This window comes from Acetobacter sp. KSO5, from assembly GCF_044094635.1.
Classification (GTDB): domain Bacteria; phylum Pseudomonadota; class Alphaproteobacteria; order Acetobacterales; family Acetobacteraceae; genus Acetobacter; species Acetobacter cerevisiae.
Map to the genome: position 1 here is coordinate 981,854 of NZ_CP172014.1, position 19,331 is coordinate 1,001,184.

Genomic DNA, 19,331 nt, shown 5'->3' on the forward strand with positions numbered 1-19,331 from the left:
GAAAGGCCGGGTGAGAAGCCCGGCCTTTTTTGTTCTACTTTGCTGGTTGGATGAGGGTGCTGGGCACCGTGACGGGTATCTGATTGTCCTGAAAGGCCTGCCACAAGGCGAAGAGGGCCTCACTGCGCACTGTGGCAGTGTCCATCCCTACACGGGCGCGGGCGGTGCCGGTAAGAACGGCGGAGCCGTCCGTCACGGAGGTGATGCTGGCGGTTGGCACAGGCTGGTCTTCCACATTTTCGCAGCCTGCCAGCGTGCTGGTCATCACGTTCATGGCTTTGTGCAGATCAGACGTAAACGGCACCTGTAGCGGAATGGTGAACACGCCCGGCTTTTCCGCCCGCGTGGCGTTGCGCACGGCGGAGGTGATGAATTGTGAGTTTGGCACAATCATCGTGGAGCCATCAGCCAGTTTGATATTGGTGGACCGCACGCTGATGCGCGCGACCTCACCATGCGCCCCGGCAATATCGACCACATCCCCAATGGAGACGGGGCGTTCGGCCATAAGAATAATGCCGGACACAAAGTTCTGCACAATGGACTGCAAGCCAAAACCGATACCAACGGACAGGGCACTGACAACCCATGTCATGCTCTTGACCGTGACCCCGAGAGCGGAGGCCATGCACAGCCCGATGACGATCCACGCGCTGTAGGTCAGAATATTCAGGATGGAGGCCTGCGCGCCAATATCCAGCCGCGTGGTGGGGAAGAAGTGCAGGCGGAACCAGTTCCTGACAATCCGGATGGCGTAGTGGCCCAGAATAGGCAGGCCAGCACAGAGCAGCACGGCATCCAGCGAGAGGTTGAAGCTGCCTTCCGTTGCGGCCTGCCCTTTGAAGATGGACAGAATACGGCGGCCAACCTGAGAGGGATCAAAATCCGCACCGGCCGTGGCGACAGAAAAGGCGACAACCAGCAGAAAAACGCTGATCAGCCCGGGGATAACCACGCTCGCCTGATCCACCAGCCGGGCAGGGAGGCCCAGCCTGACCAGATGGGCACCAACCGGCGCTCTGGAGGGGAATACGCTGCTACCCAGTGCCGTAGCCAGCAGGGCCACCAGCAGCAGGCCCGTCATGGTGATGGCCATGACGGAGACCCATGAGATGATGGTGTAGCCCAGCGGGATATAACCCGTCAGCACGGCTCCCCAACAGACAATGGCAATGGTGGTGACGAGTGTTCTTAAAAGCGGGGCGATCTCGGCAGAATTGGTCTCAGGATTATCCTGCTGGGCCGACAGTCGCAGCTGACGCGGGATGGCAAACAGCAGCGGGCTGACGGCGAGCGTATAAAGACCGTCGAGCAGTTGAATGGGCAGGAGCCCCAGCCCGCTCTGGGTATCCACATAACGCAGGACGCCCCGCACAATCAGGGCGGAGGCAAACCAGAAGGGGAAGAGGCGCAGGTTGCGCGCCAACGTGTCCGGCATGGGGAACACGCGCCATTCCGGCCTGCGGGAGAGGATACTCATGCCCAGTTCCAGCACAAACCCGCACAGCGGAACCTGTGCCGCCACCATATCGGCCAGAGCGGAGAGATCATCCGCGACGGCATCATTATTAAAGCTGATGGCGTTCCAGATGATCTGAAACGCCCCACCCCATGCGACAACGCCAATGAGTGAACAAATGACGGCAGCTGTAATGGGGCGAATGCGGCCTGTCGGCAGAAAGCGGGAGACGAGCATCCGTACGGGCGTATGGCAGAAAAAATGCAGCGCCAGCAGCAGGCCGGAGAGCGCCAGCGCCCCCAGCGTGAGCAGCGCATGCTGGCCGGTAAAGGCATTTTTCAGCACCACACCAATCTCGGAGACCAGAGAGGCTGCACGGTCCCTATCCTGTTTGGCGGTGCTGGAAAGCTGAGACCAGAAATTAACCCCAAGCGGTGTTGGGAAACGCTGCGTCATGGTGGCCTGCTGGATGGCCGTGCCATGCTGGCGAAGTTCCTGCATGAGTTGCTGGGCTTCCAGCTGGTAAAGCCGCAGGCGGGTGATGCGGCCGGAAATGTCCTGCTGTCTGGCCGTCAGCATTTTGCGCTGCTCGGTAATGGAGGCGGGTTCAGAGGCTTCCGGTTTCCCCAGAATATCGACAAAGCTCTGATACACGCTCTCATACGGCTTGATCTGCGTCAGCAGAGCATCCGTCTTGGTGGCAACCGCCGTTGCGCGGCGCAGCAGCATGTTCAGGGCGTTGGTATTCTGGGTGGTGGAGTAATCTTTTCGACTGCCAACGTAGATCGCGCGGATCTCATCCCCCATCGCGTTCAGCGTCGCATCAGACGCAAAAAGCGTGATGTCTGCAATCAGGGGGGCGGGCGTTTGGGCCGGAGAGGCGGGTTGCGTGGCGGGGGTTTCGGGCTGTGCCGCCCGTGCCGCCGGGCCTGAAAGTATCGGGTGGAAAAGCCCCGCCAGAACCAGACATAAAACAGGAAAAAGAATGCGGAACGGCTGGCGAGTCATGAGGCTTCTCTAAACTCCGGCACAGGGAACATGGAGGTCCAACGTGCCAGAGAACCCGGAGGTTGCGAAGAGAAGGCTCTCAGGAGCGGAGGCGGTGCGCCTCCCGGTCAGGCTGAGATCAGGAAGAAGACGTCTTTTTGCTCTTTTTACCGTCTTTGCTTTTGTCGTTTTTATGCATCTGGAGCGGGTCGGCGTCGTCTGCTTTGGTGGATTTGCCGGTTTGCGCCGTTTCCTGCAGATGGTCCTTGTAGCCGTATTTTTCCCACTCTGCTGCCGTCGTCATGTGGCGCGGCTCACTCTTGCCGAACATCCCGCAGGAGCAGAGCGTAAAAGCACATACCAGCATCAGAACCGCGTGTTTCATGGTCTTGTTCCTGTGTTTCAATCCGGTTGTGCTTCTATCTCACCCGGCGGGGAGGGGAGCAAGTGGAAAAGTCCGCCAAAGCGCACCGTTTAGCGGCGGAGTTCCATGGTAATGGGGCCTTCTCGCCGCCCGTGGGTAAACTGGTCCACCATGGCGTTCCCGCTGTTCATCAGCGAGCTTGCTGGCCCCTGCCAGATCAGCTGGCCCTTGTAGAGCATGGCGGCCTCATCCCCGATGCGCTGGGCGGAGGCCATGTCATGCGTAATGGCAATGGCGGTGGAGCCGAGCTTTTTCACGCAGTCCACAATCAGCCCGTCAATGACAGCACCCATAATGGGGTCCAGCCCGGTTGTGGGTTCGTCAAAAAACAGAATGTCCGGCTGGGCCGCAATGGCGCGGGCCAGGCCGACGCGCTTCTGCATGCCGCCGGAGAGTTCGGACGGGTAGAGTTCCCCAACGGTCGGGTCCAGCCCCACCTGTGCAAGAATGCTCCCGGCATGGCCACGGGCTTCCTTACGGTTCAGGCGTTTAAGGGCCAGCAGGCCGAAGGTCACGTTCTCCCACACCGGCAAACTGTCAAACAGCGCGCCGTTCTGGAACAGCATGCCAATCTTGCCGCGCAGGGCGTCCTGCCTGCGGGGGGAGGCGGTGATCATATCCTCGCCATCAATCTCAATGCTGCCTGCATCGGGCGTAATCAGCCCCAGAATACAGCGCAGCAACACGGATTTCCCGCTGCCGGAACCGCCGATAATCACAAAGGACGTGCCGGGCATGACATCCAGATTGATGCCATCCAGCACCTTTTTGGAACCGAAGGACTTGTGAAGGTCCCGGATACGGATTTTGGGGAGGGTGCCGGTCATTGTGAGAAGAACAGATCCGTCAGGAGGTAATCAAAGGCCAGTAGCAGGATGGATGCGGCCACCACGGCGGAGGTCGTGGCGGTCCCAACGCCTTCCGCGCCGCCTTTGCTGTTATAGCCGTAATAGCAGCCCATCAGCGCAATCAGGAAGCCGAACAGGGCGGCTTTGACCAGCCCGACGGTCACATCAATCACCTTCACGGAATTCAGCGTGGCGGTGATGTAGGCATGGGGAGAAAAGCCGAGCTTGACGACGGAGACGGTAAAGCCCCCGGCCACCCCCAGCACGTCCGCCACCAGCACCAGCAGCGGCAGGGCAATAATGCCCGCCAGCAGGCGCGGGGCAACCAGATATTTCATGGGGTTGGTGGAGAGCGTGGTGAGCGCATCGACCTGATCCGTCACCCGCATGGTGCCAATTTCCGCCGCCATGGCGGCACCCACGCGGCCCGCGACCATCAGCCCGGCCAGAACCGGCCCCAGCTCACGTGTTACGGCCAGCACCACAATGCCGGCAATGGCGCTCTGCACATGGTACTGCGCAAAGCCGGTGTAGGATTGCAGGGCAATCACGCCGCCGGAGAACAGGGCCGTGAGGGCCACCACAGGCAGCGAGAAAAACCCGGTTTCCAGAAACGTGGACAGGAACACGCGCCCGTAGAACGGTGGCCTGACGATATGAGAGAGGCCGGAGAGGGCAAACAGGGTCAGAGAACCCGCCGCGCGTATCAGGCCGAGGGTAGTACGGCCCAGTTTGGCCACAAGATCGAGCAACATATCCATCCGGTCAGGCGGTCCGGTCCTGTTTCTTGGTGAATGATAAGAAGCGTCAAGCCGTAGCGTGAAGTCAGGGGGCCGTCAAAGGTCGGGTTATAAAAATGCGACATCAAGCATTGCGACATCCGCCCGCTAAGGGCATTGGTGTCAGCCAGTTTTAAAGTCCACCCTATGGATAATGAGTAAGGCAGGAGGGCAGGGAATGCGCATAGCCATGATCGGCGGCGGGTATGTCGGGCTTGTATCAGGCGCGTGTTTTGCCGAGTTCGGCATTAATGTCGCGATTGTTGAAACCAACCCCGCGCGTCTCTCCGCTTTGCGGGAAGGCCGTATTCCTATCTACGAGCCGGGGCTGGATGCGCTGGTGGCGTCCAACAGTCAGGCAGGCCGCCTGACGTTTGGCGATGATATTGCCAGTGCCGTAGCCGGGGCTGAGGCTGTGTTTATTGCCGTGGGTACGCCGCCCCGCAAAGGCGATGGCGCTGCGGATATGCAGTATGTCCACGCCGCCGCCCGCCAGATTGCCGAGGCCCTGACCGGCTATGCCGTGATTGTCACCAAATCCACCGTGCCGGTGGGCAGCAGCCGCCGCATTGCCGAGATTATCCGCCAGGCCCGCCCGGAGGCGGATTTTGATGTAGCCTCCAACCCGGAATTCCTGCGCGAAGGGAGCGCCATTGGGGACTTCATGCGGCCTGACCGCGTGATTATCGGGCTGGACCAGACGCGCCCCGAGCGGGCCAGCCGGGCCGAAGATGTGCTACGCCGGGTTTATCGCCCGCTCTCTGTGATTGAAGCGCCGCTGCTGTTTACGGGGCTGGAAACGGCGGAACTGACCAAATACGCGTCCAATTCCTTCCTGGCGATGAAGATCTCTTTCATCAATGAAATGGCCGATCTGTGCGAAACGCTGGGCGCGGACGTGCATGATCTGGCCCGTGGCATGGGGCTGGACGACCGGATTGGCCGCAAGTTCCTGCAGCCCGGCCCCGGTTATGGCGGTTCCTGTTTCCCCAAGGATACACTGGCCCTCTCCCGCATTGCGCAGGAAGCCCACAGTGCCTGCCGTCTGGTGGAAACCACCGTGCAGGTGAACGAGGCGCGTAAGGCCGGTATGGCCGGGCGCATTATTGCGGCCTGTGGTGGGTCCGTTGCTGGCAAGACGGTGGCCGTGCTGGGGCTGACCTTCAAGCCGGAAACCGATGATATGCGCGAATCCGCGTCTATCCCGATTCTGCATCGTCTGGCGGAAGCCGGGGCCGACATTCGGGCGTATGACCCGGTGGGCATGACGGCAGCCAAACCGCTGCTGCCGGAAAGCGTGACCTATTGTGCCGATGCGCTGGATGCGGCGGAGCAGGCCGATGTGCTGGTGGTGCTGACAGAGTGGAATATTTTCCGCGCGCTTTCCCCGGTGGAACTCAGCCAGAGGATGCGCACCCGCACCATTGTGGACCTGCGCAATATTTTTGACCCCGCCGCCATGCGTGCTGCCGGATTTACTTATGAGTCCGTGGGGCGTCCATAAGCCACGGCTCTTGAGAACCGGGGTGTTCGCCCCCAGATGAGCGATAGAATGATGGGGGAGAACGCTCTTGGCTAAACGACCAGCCCGCCAGTTTGCATGCCGGGCCTGTGGGGCGGTGTATCCCAAATGGATGGGCCAGTGCGAGGCCTGCGGTGAATGGAATACGCTGGAGGAAATTGCGGTGGAACCGCTGGCCGCGTCTTCCCCCCGTGCGAGCAGTAAAGGCCGGCGCGTTAAGCTGGAAGGGCTGGAGGGCATGGCTGCGCCTCCGCCCCGTATTCGGACAAGCATTGAGGAACTGGACCGCGTCCTGGGCGGCGGGCTGGTTCCGGCCTCGGTCGTGTTGGTGGGGGGTGATCCGGGGATCGGTAAATCCACACTGCTGCTTCAGGCTGCCTGCAAACTGGCCACTAAGGGCGAGCGCGTTCTCTATATCTCGGGCGAAGAAGCGGTAGACCAGATCCGCCTGCGCGCGTTGCGTCTGGGGGTGGGGCAGGCGACGCTGGACCTCGCGGCCTCCATCAACGTTGCCGACATTGTCGCCACGCTGGAAGCCGAGCCGGATGTGCGCGTGGTGGTGATTGATTCCATTCAGACCATGTGGCTGGAAACGGTGGAAAGCGCCCCCGGCTCCGTCTCTCAGGTGCGGGCCTGTGCGTTTGAGCTGATCCGTCTGGCCAAACGCAAAGGCTTCAGCCTGATCCTGGTCGGGCATGTCACCAAGGAAGGCGCTTTGGCTGGTCCGCGTGTGCTGGAGCATATGGTGGATGCCGTCATGTATTTTGAGGGTGACCGGGGCCACCAGTTCCGCATTTTACGCGCCGCCAAAAACCGCTTTGGGGCCACGGATGAGATTGGCGTGTTTGCCATGACGGACCGGGGGCTGGAGGAAGTCTCCAACCCCTCAGCCCTGTTCCTTGCTGAACGGCGCGGCAATATTGCTGGCTCTGCCGTGTTTGCCGGGCTGGAAGGCACGCGGCCTGTTCTGTTGGAAGTGCAGGCGCTGCTGGCCCCCAAGAGTGGGGACAATGCGCCCCGTCGTGCCGTGGTGGGGTGGGACACTAGCCGCCTCTCCATGCTGCTGGCCGTGCTGGAAACACGTTGCGGCGTGAAGCTTTCTGGCATGGATGTATATCTGAATGTGGCCGGTGGCCTGAAAGTGGCCGAACCTGCGGCGGATCTGGCCGTGGCGGCTGCTCTGATTTCTGCCGCAACCGGGATGCCGACCAGCGCGGGCGAGGTCTATTTTGGCGAAGTCGGGTTGTCTGGCGAGGTCCGTCAGGTCTCTCAGGCCGATGCCCGCCTGAAGGAAGCCGCCAAGCTGGGGTTTGATAAAGCCGTGCTGCCCCGCCGCATTGCCCGCGGGAGTGCGCGGACCAAACCACCGGAAGGCCTGACCCTGCGCGAGATTGGGCATCTGTCTGATCTGGTCACGGCGGATATGGAAGCGGAATAACCGCACGAAAAAAAGCGAGAGAGAACGGATTGTCAGGCCCGTTTGATCTCGCTATAATCCGCGCCACGGTATGCGGATGTAGTTCAATGGTAGAACGGCAGCTTCCCAAGCTGCATACGGGGGTTCGATTCCCCTCATCCGCTCCAATTTCCCAAAAATAGCAAAACGAATACTCTGCCAATGTGCAGCTGTTTTCGTTTGTGGGGTTCCCTTTCTCCCTCTCGTTGCAGCGTGGTATTCACGCTTCACAGGAGGTTGTTTTCCGGGCCTTCCAGTAAAGGAAAATATTCGTGCAGAGAAAAATTTTTCAGAGAGGTAATCTGACCTTTTCCTATCTGGACACGGAGGGAGAAAAGCCGCTGCTGGTGGCTCTGCACGGTCACATGATGGAAGGGGCCACCTTTCTGCCGCTTATGCAGGTTTTGCAGTCTGGTTATCGGGTGGTTGCGCTGGATCAGCGTGGACATGGCTTTTCAGATCATGCGGCAAGTTACACGCGTGATGATTATCTTTGCGATATTGAGGCACTTTTACAGACTCTTAATAGGAATACGCCTGTTATTCTGCTCGGTCATTCTCTGGGTGGGGTGAATGCGTATCAGTTTGCGGCGCGCCATCCTGATCTGGTTCAGGCGTTGATTATTGAAGATATTGGCGCTGTGGTGAATGATGATCTCAGCTTTTGTCTTCCGTGGTCAGGTGTTTTCAAAACAAAAGAAGATCTTGTGGCGTGTATCGGACCAAACATGGCGCCATATCTTGCTCCGTCTTTGCGGGAAACAGCGCAGGGCTGGAAACTGGCGTTTGAGCCTGCTGAGATGGTGCAGTCCCAGAACAGTCTGAATGGAGACCATTGGCAGGACTGGCTGGCAACGTCCTGCCCCGCACTTCTGCTCCATGGGGCACAGAGCCCGGTTCTGGCGGCCGCGATGAGCGAGGAAATGGTGACGCGCCGCCTCAGGACGCAGTTGCAGACCCTCCCCGGCGGGCATGTTGTGCATCAGGATGATTTTCCGGGATATGTTGAGGCTGTAAAACACTTTCTTGCCGGCCTGTCATCCGAACATGCCTGAAAAATAGTGGGCTGCGCAGTAAAGTTTCTGGAGCAAAAAGAACGGCAGTGTCTGCGTAACACTGCCGTTCAGAAAAGGTCTTTAAAACGGTTTTGGCATCTTACCGAAGGAACGGAATATTGGTTCTGGCAACATCAAGTATTTCGTCACCCCGCCCGTTCATCACGGCTTTCAGGGCGTAGAGACTAAAGCCGGTAATCTGGGATTTTTCAATTTTGGGCGGCATGGCGAGTTCCTGCGTGTTGGTTACAGCGTCCAGCACGGCGGGGCCGGGGTGGTTGAGAATTTCATCCACGGCAGCGGGCAGGTCCGCCGGATTTTCAACACGCACAGCGTGCAGGCCCATGGCACGGGCCATGGCGGCAAAATCCGGGTTTTGCAGGTTCACGCCGGTTTCCAGATAGCCTGCGGCTTTCATCTCCATAGTGACAAAGCCGAGCGAGCCATTATTTACGATAATCAGCTTAACCGGCAGTTTTTCCTGCGTCAGCGTAATCAGGTCCCCCATCAGCATGGTAAAGCCGCCATCGCCGGAAAGGCTGATCACCTGCCGGTCAGGCTGTGCGACCTGCGCGCCAATGGCCTGTGGCAGAGCGTTGGCCATGGAGCCGTGGACAAAGGAGCCAATCAGCTGCCGCCGCCCATTCATGGTCAGGTAGCGGGCCGCCCAGACGGTGGGTGTGCCGACATCTGCGGTAAAAATGGCATCATCGGCAGCGGTCTGATCAATGAGCCGTGTGAGATATTGCGGATGAATGGGGCCTTTGCCGCCAGTTGCCAGATCATCCAGCCCTTGCCGCGCTTTGGCATAAAGCTCCAGGCTGCGGTCCAGATGGCTGCGGTCCGTACGTACGGGCAGGAGCGGTAGCAAGGCATCCAGTGTCGAGGCCACATCGCCCACCAGCCCCTGCGTTAGCGTGCAGCGGCGGCCAAGCTGTTCCGGCCGGATATCAATCTGCGCAATTTTGGCATTTTCCGGATAGAACTGCCGGTAAGGGAAGTCCGTGCCCAGCATCAGCACCACATCCGCTGCCATCAGAGTGTGGTAGCCGGAGGAAAAGCCGATCAGCCCCGTCATGCCCACATCGTAAGGGTTGTCGTATTCCACATGCTCCTTGCCGCCCAGCGCGTGGACAATAGGAGCCTTAAGCGCTTCCGCCAGCTTCAAAAGCTGCTTATGGGCGCCTGCACAGCCGCGCCCGGCCAGCAGGGTGACTTTCTTCCCGCTCTTCAAAAGGGAGGCCAGCGCGCTCAGCTCGTCTTCTGTTGGAATAACGCGGGGCGCTTTGGGTAGAAGAGCCGATTTTGCAGAAATAGCCGTTGTCACCGCCGTTTTGAGCGCAACATCGCCGGGGATGACGATAACGGCCACACCGCGTTGCCCCACAGCAGCACGAATGGCCAGTTCAACAAGACGCGGGGCCTGTTCGGGCGAGGAAATGGTCTCGCAATAATGGCTGCATTCCCGGAACAGGGCTTCCGGGCGGGTTTCCTGAAAATACCCCGAACCCAGTTCCGGGCTGGGAATTTGCGCCGCAATGGCCAGCACCGGCACGCGGGAGCGGTGCGCGTCATAGAGTCCATTAATAAGGTGCAGGTTGCCCGGCCCGCAGGACCCGGCACACACCGCGAGTTTGCCGGTAACATGGGCAGAGCCAGCGGCGGCAAAGGCGGCGACTTCCTCGTGCCGGACATGTACCCACCGGATTGTTTTATGTTTGAGCAGGCTATCCGTAATGCCGTTAAGGCTGTCTCCCACAACGCCGTAAATGGCGTCCACACCAGCGGTTTCAAGCGTCTGGACAATAACTTCCGAAACATTGGGTTTGGCCATATGCCGTCAGTCCCTTTTGGTTGGATGATAGAGGAGCGGCGCCGTGTGCTCCGTGTAATGACAGTGGGAACGGATCAGCCGGAAGCAGGTTGGAGGCGGCTGCTGTCACAATTTTGTGACAGCGTGCAGGGGGCGGGGAGAGCGTGCCTGTGTTCTCTGCTGCTCACGAAGGCTCACGCTTTTGTGTTGTCTGAGAAGCCCCGGAAATCCGCATTCCCGTTCGGATGTAAATCGAAGTCAGGTAATTTTTTTTGTTTCGGGTTCGTATAGTATTCAAAGAGAAAATCACAACTTCATTCTCTTTTCAAAACTATATGTATAGAGAAATGTCTTTTTATTCTTTGTCTTTTCCATGTGGAATATGTTAATAGGCCGCCCGTTCGGTAATAATCGCAAAAGCACGTTACGCTTGAAAATAATATAATATCGTGCAAACCTCATATTGTTATGAAGTTGTTATAATATTTTAGAGCGTTGTCAGAGCTCTGCACATCGGCCTGCTGGCAGGTTTGTGCGGCGTGACTGGCGGAGCCTGATGTCCGGCCTTTGCGTATCTGTGCGCAGGGTTTTTGCCGGCAGAGGCTGGAATTTTATGCGGAGGAAGAAAGGGATCAGGAGGTCCCAGATGTCAGGGCCTTAAGGGCAGACGCACGAGATGCGCCCTTGAGGGATAAGAAGGAGTGTTACGGCATGAATCAGAGTATGGCGGCCCGTTGCCGCGGCGTGTGCTAAAGTACCATGCGCAAAACAGTTCATTCTCTTGTTCTGGGGAGTATGGGCCTGTGTATGGCTTTCGGGATGCAAAGCCAAAGTGCACAGGCAGATACAACGCTGGTCTCTGTGCACGGTCTGACGCTGCAAGGCGGTCTGGATATTGGTGGTTCAGCCTTTTTTGTTCCCAACGCCAATTTTGGCGCGGGCTCTTATGCACCCCAAAACAACGGAGCCTATCAGCGGCATAAAAACCCTGTTTATGGCGAATTTTACGGCAAACCTATTCTGACCGGCCAGTGGGCGCTGGGGCATGGCTTTACCGTCATTGGCAAAGCTTCCGCGATCGGCGCGACCACTCTGGGTAATGGCGATGCGGAAGAGGTCTCTCAAACCTCCGGCACGCCGCGCTCCATTTATCTGGAAGAAGCCAATCTGGGTGTGGAAATGCCCGTCAAGCTCTTCGGAAACCCGAATAAACTGACAATTCTGGGCGGCAGGCAGGCCTTTGCTGTTGATGATGGCTTCCTGATTGGCAAAGGCACCTACAGTGCGGGCAACCGTGGCGCATGGTGGTATGCACCGCGCTTTGCCTTTTCCGGCCCGGGTGTCATCAAGCTGGAAGGCAATCCGGTGCGTGCCGATGTCTTCATGCTGGAAAGCAATTCCGATAACGATATCGACAAGGGGTATGATCGCCCCAAAACCAAGTTTGTCGGGTTTGACGTCAGCTGGTTTGTGAACCGCCCCGGTGGGCATGGGGAAAACACCTATGCGGACCGCGCGGCGTTTGTAACGCTGACCTATTTCCATGTGCGCGAGGCCGATACGTCGTCGCACTATGATTATTCCGCGCGTGCGGACAGGGAAGGGATGAACGTGGCCTCCCTGAGCTGGGGCGGTACGCTATTCCCCATCAAACAGCTGGGCATTTCAAAGAACTTTACGTTCTATGGAGATTTTGTATCCGAGCAGAACAGCCACGCAGGCAACGGCTATAAATCTGTTGATGCCTACGGGATGTTTCTTGAGCCCGGCTACAGATTTTCCATGCTGCCCTGGCAGCCATCCCTGTTCTATCGCTATACGCGCTATAGCGGGGCCAGAAACCCGGAAGGCTCCGTCAAACGGAGTTACGACACCTTCTTCCTGTATGACGGTAAACGCTACACCTATGGCGGGTACTGGCCGGGGGAAATTGTGGGCATGTATCTGGCCCCGCTCTCCAATCTGGAAGTGCAGCAGATTGACCTGACCGCCACCCCTCCGGTGCATCTGCTGAACCCGCAGGACAGCCTGAAACTTGGGCTGCATTATTATGATCTGTCTTTGCTGTATGCCACAGGTGCTGGGCTCAAGCCCCATACCGGGCGGCATATCTCAGACGAGCTGGATTTTTCCGCAGAATATACGCTCAACGCCACGACATCCGCCGCACTAGCCGGGGGTGTTGCGTTTTCCGGCCCCGCCGGGAAGGCGCTGGCGCGGGCCGGTGTGCCGCAGGACTATGCTCTGCCGAACCTTGGGCACCATGCCGGAATTATCGAGGCCTATTTTTTCAAGCATTTCTAACGGAAATTTCCCTCTTTCTTCTGGATGAGCAATAATCTCCCGGATAACAACAACACAGGATGCCGCACTTATGGTCGATCAGGACAGTACCCCACCCACCACACAGCCCGCAGGTTTAAGAAACCGGCATATAGCGATGATCGCTCTGGGCGGCATTATTGGTGCGGGGCTGTTCGTCGGGAGTAGTGCGGCCATTGCGGCAACCGGCCCGGCCGTGCTGCTGGCGTTTCTGGCGGTGGGCTTTCTGGTCATTCTGGTGATGCGCATGCTGGGGGAGATGGTCACGGCGGACCCCGGCCGTGGCTCCTTTGTGGAATATATCCGCGCGGCCCACGGGGACAAGCTGGGCTTTACCGCAGGCTGGCTCTACTGGTTTTTCTGGGTCGTGGTGCTGGGGAGTGAGGCGATTGCCGGCGCTCTGCTGTTGCAGGACTGGATTGCCATGCCGGTCTGGTTGCTTTCCATTGGCCTGATTGTGCTGCTCAAGCTGGTGAATTTTGCAGCCCCCCGTGTGTTCGGGGAGTGTGAATTCTGGCTCTCCATGATCAAGGTCATCAGCATTGTGGCCTTTATCGGTGCGGCCCTTCTCTATGTTTTCCATGTGTTTGGGCCAGGCGTGCCGGTGCGTGAAAACGTATTGGGCCACGGCGGCTTTTTCCCGCATGGGGCTGTGGCGGTGCTTTCCATTATTCCCACCATTCTGTTCACCATGATGGGGTCTGAAATTGCGACGGTGGCCGCTGCGGAATCCCCTGAACCCGGCAAGAACGTCGCGCGGGTAACGCGCAGCATCGGCACCCGTGTCACGCTGTTTTATCTGGCGTCCGTCGCCATGATCCTGATGGTTGTGCCATGGCCCTCCATTATCCCCGGTCGCTCTCCGTTTGTAACGGCCATGGACGTTATGGGCGTGCCGGGTGCAGGCCTGCTGATGCGCATTGTGGTGCTGAGTGCGGTGCTCTCCTGCCTCAATTCCAGCATGTATATTACGTCCCGTATTCTGACGGAGCTGGCCGGGGGCGGGGATGCACCGGCCATTCTGGCGCGTAAATCCCATACGCACACACCGCGTCTGGCCATTACGGTCAGCAGTGTGGCGGGCACGCTGGTAGCGTTTTCTTCCATCCTCGCACCCAACACCATTTTTGCCTTTCTGCTGAGCTGTAGCGGTGGCGTTATTCTGGTGGTGTATTGCCTGATTGTCTCCGCCTACGTGCAGACGCGCAAGCGGGCAGAACAGGCCGGGCAGGGGGGCGGCTTTAACCTGCCGCTGTTCCCCTTCTGCAATTATGCAACGCTACTGGCTGTGGCCTTTGTATTTATCGCCATGATGTTCAACCCGGCGGAACGGATGACCGCCATTGCCAGCCTTGGCACCTCGGTCTTTTTCTTTGTGCTGGCATCGCTGAAGAACAAGAGCGCTTAAAAGCGGGCGGTTCTTTTTGCGGCGGATCAACGGGCGCTGACCGGTGTTGCGGCACAGTCAGCGCCCTTTTTTTATGATGAACATCTGGATCCATTTAAAATGGAAACCTTCTGTATGCAGGGCGTTCAGTTGTAACGTCCCTTAAACACGCCGGATAAAACGTCCTTCCGTCTTCCCGTGTTGGGGGCGCCTTTTCACAGATTAAATGTGAGGTTGTGTCATGGTCGATAAAAAAGACAAAAACGGCAAACGACAGATTCAGGAAGAAAATCTGGACGACACTCTGGACGACAGCTTTCCGGCGAGCGATCCGCCGTCCCACAGCGGGGTGACGGGGGACCGGGATCCTCCGAAAAAACCTGAAGACAAACCGAAGAAATAGTCGGATGTGCTACAGCATCATCGGGTTCTTCACCATGAGGGGCCCGATCACGCGGCGTGCTGCGAAAGTTTCTTCTCTCGTCGGTGTCTGACCGGCTGAACGGTGCGGAAGTCCGCTTTAATGCACCGTAATCCGGTCCAGATGCGCCAGCAGTTTATGCTCACGCATATGCAGCAGGGCGCCTGCGCTGAGGATGGTTCCGGCCGCGATGGCAATGGCGAGTGAAATGCTGTGGCTGGACGTCAGGGTGCCAATCACAGCGCCGACAAACAGGCTGCTGATGGCGGTCAGCCGACGCCACGTGCCGGGGTTGGTACCACCGGCAAAAGTGCTGTTATGCGCCAGCCCATGCAGGAGCATGGTGGCGGCGGGCAGGCTCATATCCGCAACCTTGGCGTGGCGGGTAGCGGAGGTTTGCAGCCCCATGGCAAAGGCCAGCAGGCCGAGGGTGATATAGGTGCAGCCGGGCGGTTGCGCGGCCCATTCCAGCGCCGTCAGCCCGACAATGGTGCCCACAACCAGCAGAACATCGCCCACGGCAAGGCGTACGGTGCGGTCCCGCCGCACAAGGCGGCCACCCGTCAGCGCACCCAGCAGATACAGGCCAATGGCTTCAAACCCGGAGAGCACCACGCTTTCTGATGTGGCGATATGCACGGCCATCAGCAGGACGGTGGCAGTCATGTATCCGGCAAAAATCTTCAGATGCAGTAGGGAAATAGCGTCCAGCATGCCCATAGCCATGGTTACCAGAATAATGCTGATAACCAGTCGGGGGTCATGTCCTGCACGGGTGCTCATAGGGGCTCCACTTAAAAGATAAACACGGGAAAAAGATCCGGTAAGCCGGGCGTCATATCACTATTCGCCCGGCTTGTGTGGAGTCTCTTGCCTGCGTTGTCCGGAGAGCAGGAATAGGCGGAGGGCTTAGCCCAGCGCCATCAGGCTGGCATTGCCGCCTGCCGCAGTGGTGTTGATGCTGCGGCATTGTTCTTCCACCACGCTTTCCGGCGCAGGCAGGCCAGCAGCCGTCAGCCATGCGGAGGCAATCGGGCAGTCACTGGTGCTCAACGCCTTGCGGGCTTCGGCAAACACGGCCTCATCCTGTTCCCCCAGCACAATGGCGCAGGGTTCTTGCTTGGCCGAGGTGACGGGGCGGACAACCAGTTGCAGCGCATCCGGCAGGGAGGCGATCCATCCGGTCAGGCTGCTGTCTGCCAGAACAAGAGCCGCGTTATCCCCGGACAGCGCCAGAGAAATCTGGTCGTACAAACCAGCTTTTGTCTGGGCGATGCACAGAATGTTGCCGCGCCGCGTCAGGCTGTAGAGGTTGCTTTCCCCCACCGGGCCGGGGAGGGTGATCTGCCCGCCCACCAGTGTCTGGCGGGTAAGTGCCGCCGCCGTGCAGGCCGCTTTGCTTTCGCCCTGTTCCCGCAGCCAGTCCGTCCAGCGGGCCATGGTAGCGGGAATACGCCCGCGCACCAGCGGCGGCAGGGCCGGAGCCTGTGCCAGCAGGCGGCGCAGAATGAGCGGACCACCCGCCTTGGGGCCAGTGCCGGACAGACCGCGCCCGCCAAACGGCTGCACACCCACCACAGCACCAATGGTGTTGCGGTTGACGTAAAGGTTGCCAGCATCAATGCGTGAAAGCACATGCTGCACGGTGGATTCAATGCGGGTGTGCAGGCCAAAGGTCAGGCCGTAGCCCGTCTCATTAATGGTGGAAATGACCGTATCCAGCGTGCTGCGGGAATAGCGCAGAACGTGGAGAACAGGGCCGAAGACTTCCGGGCCAATCTCGCGGATATTGGCGACTTCAATCAGCGTGGGAGCCACAAAGCTGCCGTTGGCGCAATGTTCCGGCAGGGGTAGCGCATAAACCGGCGCTTTTTTCTGGCGGAATTCTTCAACGTGTTTGGTAATGCCCTCAGCCGCTTCTGCCGTAATCACCGGACCAACATCGGTGGAAAGCAGAGCGGGGTTGCCAAGGCGCAGTTCCCGCATTGCGCCGCGCAGCATGGTCAGCACGTGCTCGGCACAATCTTCCTGCACGCACAGCACACGCAGGGCGGAGCAACGCTGCCCGGCGCTGTCAAACGCGGAGGCGACGACATCCATCACCACCTGTTCGGCCAGAGCAGAGGAGTCCACAATCATGGCGTTCTGGCCGCCAGTTTCCGCAATAAAAGGCACCGGCTGGCCGGTATGGGTGCGGCTGCCTTCAAGCTGACGGTTGATGATCTGGGCAACGACGGTGGAACCGGTGAACATCACGCCGGAAACGCGGTCATCCCCCACCAGTGCAGCCCCAATGTCGCCTTCTCCCGGCAGCAGTTGCAGGGCAGCAGCCGGAACCCCGGCATCCCGCAGGATACGCACGGCGAGGGCGGCAATCAGCGGGGTTTCTTCCGCCGGTTTGGCCAGCACTACGTTGCCAGCGGCAAGCGCTGCGGCAATCTGGCCGAGGAAGATGGCCAGAGGGAAGTTCCACGGGCTGATACAGGCGACAACACCCAGCGGGGCATGGGTGGCGTTGTCAAAATCCCGGGCGATGGTGGCGGCGTAATAGCGGAGGAAGTCCACGGCTTCCCGCACTTCTGCCACACCGTTGGGGAGGGATTTTCCGGCCTCGCGGGAGAGCAGGGCCAGCAGTTCATCCCGGTGGGCTTCAAGGCTGTCAGACGCCTTGACCAGAATATCCGCACGCGCCTGCGGGGCGAGCTCGGACCAGCTTGTCTGCCCTTTAACAGCGGCAGCCGCGGCCTTTTTCACGATGTCCGGGGTGGCGTATTGGACCGTGCCCACCACATCTGCCCGGTCGGACGGATTGGTAACAGGCTGTGTCTTTTTGCCGGGTTTGACGCCAACCACCATGGGTGCCGCCTGCCAGGGGCCGGAGGCTTTGGTCAGGCCCTCCAGCAGGTCGGACAGCACGCTATCATCAGCCAGATCGGTCCCCGCAGAGTTGCGGCGTTCGGCCCCGAACAGGGCAGGCGGTTTGCGGATATCGGGGTGCGATGCGCCATACGGCGTAAAGCTGTGCGCGACCTGAATGGGGTCTTCCACCAGACTTGCAACCGGAATGGCCGGGTCGCCGATCTGGTTGACGAAGGAGGAGTTCGCGCCGTTTTCCAGCAGGCGACGTACCAGATACGCCAGAAGCGTTTCATGCGTGCCGACGGGGGCATAAATACGGGCCGGACGGTTCAGTTTGCCCGCGCCGACAACCTGTTTGTAAAGCGGTTCCCCCATGCCGTGCAGGCACTGGAATTCATAGGAGCCGACTTCAAACTTGTCGCCAGCCAGTGTGTAAATGGTGGCCAGCGTGCGGGCGTTATGAGTGGCGAACTGCGGGAAGATGACATCCCGTGCGTTCAGCAGTTTACGCGCGCAGGCAATATAGCTGATGTCCGTGTGGGCTTTGCGGGTATAGACCGGGAAGTCCTTCAGGCCTTCAACCTGTCCCTTTTTAATTTCGCTGTCCCAGTAAGCGCCTTTAACCAGGCGCACCATGATGCGATGGTTGCTGCGACGGGCGAGGTCAATAATGTAATCCAGCACATACGGGCAGCGTTTGCCGTAAGCCTGCACCACAAAGCCAATGCCGTTCCAGCCTTCCAGACCGGGCGTGTGGCACAGGGCTTCCAGCAGATCGAGCGAGACGTCCAGACGCTCGGTTTCCTCGGCATCAATATTCAGGCCGATGTCATATTTGCGGGCCAGCAGGGTGAGTTCCTGCACAACCGGCAGCAGTTCCGTCATCACCCGTTCATGCTGGGCGCGGGCATAGCGCGGGTGCAGGGCGGAGAGTTTGATGGAAATGCCGGGGCGCTCATAAACATTCGCCCCCTGCGCGCTGCGGCCAATGGCGTGAATGGCAGTCAGGTAGTCCTGCTTGTAACGCTCGGCATCGCGCGCGGTGAGGGCGGCTTCCCCCAGCATGTCATAGGAATAGGAAAAGCCAAGCGCTTCCAGCTTGCCGCTGTTGGCACGGGCTTTTTCAATGGTTTCACCCAGCACAAACTGCTCGCCCATCATGCGCATGGCGGCATCGACGGCCTTGCGGATGACCGGTTTGGTGCCACGGCTGACAAAGCCGAGCAGGGCGGATTTCAGGGTGCTGTCATCCTGCGGGGTCACGAGCTTGCCGGTTACGGCCAGCCCCCATGCGGCGGCATTGGCAAAAATCGGCGTGTTGCGGGAGATGTGGGAGAGCCAGTCACCCTCGCCAATCTTGTCACGGATCAGCGCGTCACGTGTTGCGGTATCGGGGATGCGCAGCAGAGCTTCTGCCAGACACATCAGCGCCACGCCCTCGGCTGAGGAAAGGGCGAATTCCTGCACCAGACTTTCCACAATACCGGGGTTGCGTTCCGCCCGGAGGGAGGTGGCCAGACCGGCGGCAAGGTCCGTCACGCGCTTGCCGTCTTCTGCCGTCAGCGTCGCGTCGGGCGTCAGAGCCGCCACGCAATGCTCTTCCGGTTGGCGCATGGCCTGGATAATCGCCTGACGCAGCGGGCTTCGGGAGGCGAATGCAGGCGCAAAAGAGTCAGATAAGGACATGGCATGAATTCCGAACAGGACAAGCCTGACTTCGCTGGCTGCGGGGAGACTCAGGAAGTTTTGGCTTCACAACGATTTTTCCTCGTTACACGATATTATATGATTTGCAAAATCATATAATTCCAGATCGGCCAGGAGGGTGATTTCGCCTGTTTCCTGCGGGATTAGGCGGTGTGTAGACTCGTGTTTGTCGCGCAGTTTTACCGCGGCGCACCTTATAAAAGGCACGCCAAGAGGCCAGCCCCGGAAGACCGTCGGCAGGATTTTCAGAAAATAGGGAGAACGTGCGTCCTGAGAGGCTTGTCTGGCAGCC

13 protein-coding genes and 1 tRNA gene are annotated in these 19,331 nt (G+C 59.1%); 7 read left to right on the plus strand and 7 right to left on the minus strand.

The genetic code is table 11. The annotated features are described in order from the left end of the window. Nucleotides 1–34 precede the first annotated feature (34 nt). From ACHQGU_RS04515 to ACHQGU_RS04530, 4 genes are all read right to left on the minus strand, one after another. Nucleotides 35–2,467: a mechanosensitive ion channel domain-containing protein gene (locus ACHQGU_RS04515; RefSeq protein ID WP_395496005.1), complete on the minus strand. Its 2,433-nt coding sequence runs from the start codon at nucleotides 2,465–2,467 to the stop codon at nucleotides 35–37. A gap of 118 nt (nucleotides 2,468–2,585) precedes the next feature. Beyond that, a complete protein-coding gene (locus tag ACHQGU_RS04520; RefSeq protein WP_215754768.1) occupies nucleotides 2,586–2,831 on the minus strand; it encodes a hypothetical protein in 246 nt (81 codons plus the stop codon). An 89-nt stretch (nucleotides 2,832–2,920) separates the two neighbouring features. Then, nucleotides 2,921–3,697 (minus strand): ABC transporter ATP-binding protein, encoded by a 777-nt coding sequence (locus ACHQGU_RS04525; RefSeq protein WP_395496006.1) that lies wholly within the window; start codon nucleotides 3,695–3,697, stop codon nucleotides 2,921–2,923. Further along, a complete protein-coding gene (locus ACHQGU_RS04530) occupies nucleotides 3,694–4,479 on the minus strand; it encodes an ABC transporter permease (protein ID WP_062140583.1) in 786 nt (261 codons plus the stop codon). The genes ACHQGU_RS04525 and ACHQGU_RS04530 overlap by 4 nt, the downstream gene beginning before the upstream one ends. A gap of 196 nt (nucleotides 4,480–4,675) precedes the next feature. Between ACHQGU_RS04530 and ACHQGU_RS04535 the strand changes: the two genes are divergently transcribed. The 4 genes from ACHQGU_RS04535 (at nucleotide 4,676) to ACHQGU_RS04550 (ending at nucleotide 8,530) form a co-directional block, all read left to right on the plus strand. Then, nucleotides 4,676–6,001 (plus strand): UDP-glucose dehydrogenase family protein, encoded by a 1,326-nt coding sequence (locus ACHQGU_RS04535; protein WP_395496007.1) that lies wholly within the window; start codon nucleotides 4,676–4,678, stop codon nucleotides 5,999–6,001. Nucleotides 6,002–6,068: 67 nt separating this feature from the next. Continuing rightward, on the plus strand, nucleotides 6,069–7,457 hold the full coding sequence (gene radA / locus ACHQGU_RS04540; protein ID WP_395496008.1) for a DNA repair protein RadA: 1,389 nt from the start codon (nucleotides 6,069–6,071) through the stop codon (nucleotides 7,455–7,457). A 72-nt stretch (nucleotides 7,458–7,529) separates the two neighbouring features. Continuing rightward, nucleotides 7,530–7,603: transfer RNA gene (locus ACHQGU_RS04545), tRNA-Gly, on the plus strand. A 144-nt stretch (nucleotides 7,604–7,747) separates the two neighbouring features. Beyond that, nucleotides 7,748–8,530 (plus strand): alpha/beta fold hydrolase, encoded by a 783-nt coding sequence (locus tag ACHQGU_RS04550; RefSeq protein ID WP_395496009.1) that lies wholly within the window; start codon nucleotides 7,748–7,750, stop codon nucleotides 8,528–8,530. Nucleotides 8,531–8,630: 100 nt separating this feature from the next. Here ACHQGU_RS04550 and poxB read toward each other — a convergent pair whose 3' ends face one another. Then, nucleotides 8,631–10,364, minus strand: coding sequence for a ubiquinone-dependent pyruvate dehydrogenase (poxB, locus tag ACHQGU_RS04555; RefSeq protein ID WP_395496010.1), 1,734 nt, complete (start codon nucleotides 10,362–10,364; stop codon nucleotides 8,631–8,633). A gap of 774 nt (nucleotides 10,365–11,138) precedes the next feature. Here poxB and ACHQGU_RS04560 point away from each other — a divergent pair. The 3 genes from ACHQGU_RS04560 to ACHQGU_RS04570 all read left to right on the plus strand — a co-directional run bounded on the left by ACHQGU_RS04560 (nucleotide 11,139) and on the right by ACHQGU_RS04570 (nucleotide 14,455). Continuing rightward, nucleotides 11,139–12,647: a hypothetical protein gene (locus tag ACHQGU_RS04560; RefSeq protein WP_306789695.1), complete on the plus strand. Its 1,509-nt coding sequence runs from the start codon at nucleotides 11,139–11,141 to the stop codon at nucleotides 12,645–12,647. A gap of 70 nt (nucleotides 12,648–12,717) precedes the next feature. Beyond that, complete coding sequence (locus ACHQGU_RS04565; RefSeq protein ID WP_062274153.1) at nucleotides 12,718–14,073, plus strand: amino acid permease; 1,356 nt, start codon at nucleotides 12,718–12,720, stop codon at nucleotides 14,071–14,073. 220 nt (nucleotides 14,074–14,293) lie between these two features. Next, nucleotides 14,294–14,455 (plus strand): hypothetical protein, encoded by a 162-nt coding sequence (locus tag ACHQGU_RS04570; RefSeq protein ID WP_197459241.1) that lies wholly within the window; start codon nucleotides 14,294–14,296, stop codon nucleotides 14,453–14,455. Between the two features lie 117 nt (nucleotides 14,456–14,572). Here ACHQGU_RS04570 and ACHQGU_RS04575 read toward each other — a convergent pair whose 3' ends face one another. Together ACHQGU_RS04575 and putA are read right to left on the minus strand one after the other, a co-directional pair. Next, a complete protein-coding gene (locus tag ACHQGU_RS04575) occupies nucleotides 14,573–15,256 on the minus strand; it encodes a YoaK family protein (protein ID WP_395496011.1) in 684 nt (227 codons plus the stop codon). A 126-nt stretch (nucleotides 15,257–15,382) separates the two neighbouring features. After that, nucleotides 15,383–19,018, minus strand: a complete 3,636-nt coding sequence (putA, locus tag ACHQGU_RS04580; RefSeq protein WP_395496012.1) for a bifunctional proline dehydrogenase/L-glutamate gamma-semialdehyde dehydrogenase PutA — start codon at nucleotides 19,016–19,018, stop codon at nucleotides 15,383–15,385. Between the last annotated feature and the right edge of the window lie 313 nt (nucleotides 19,019–19,331).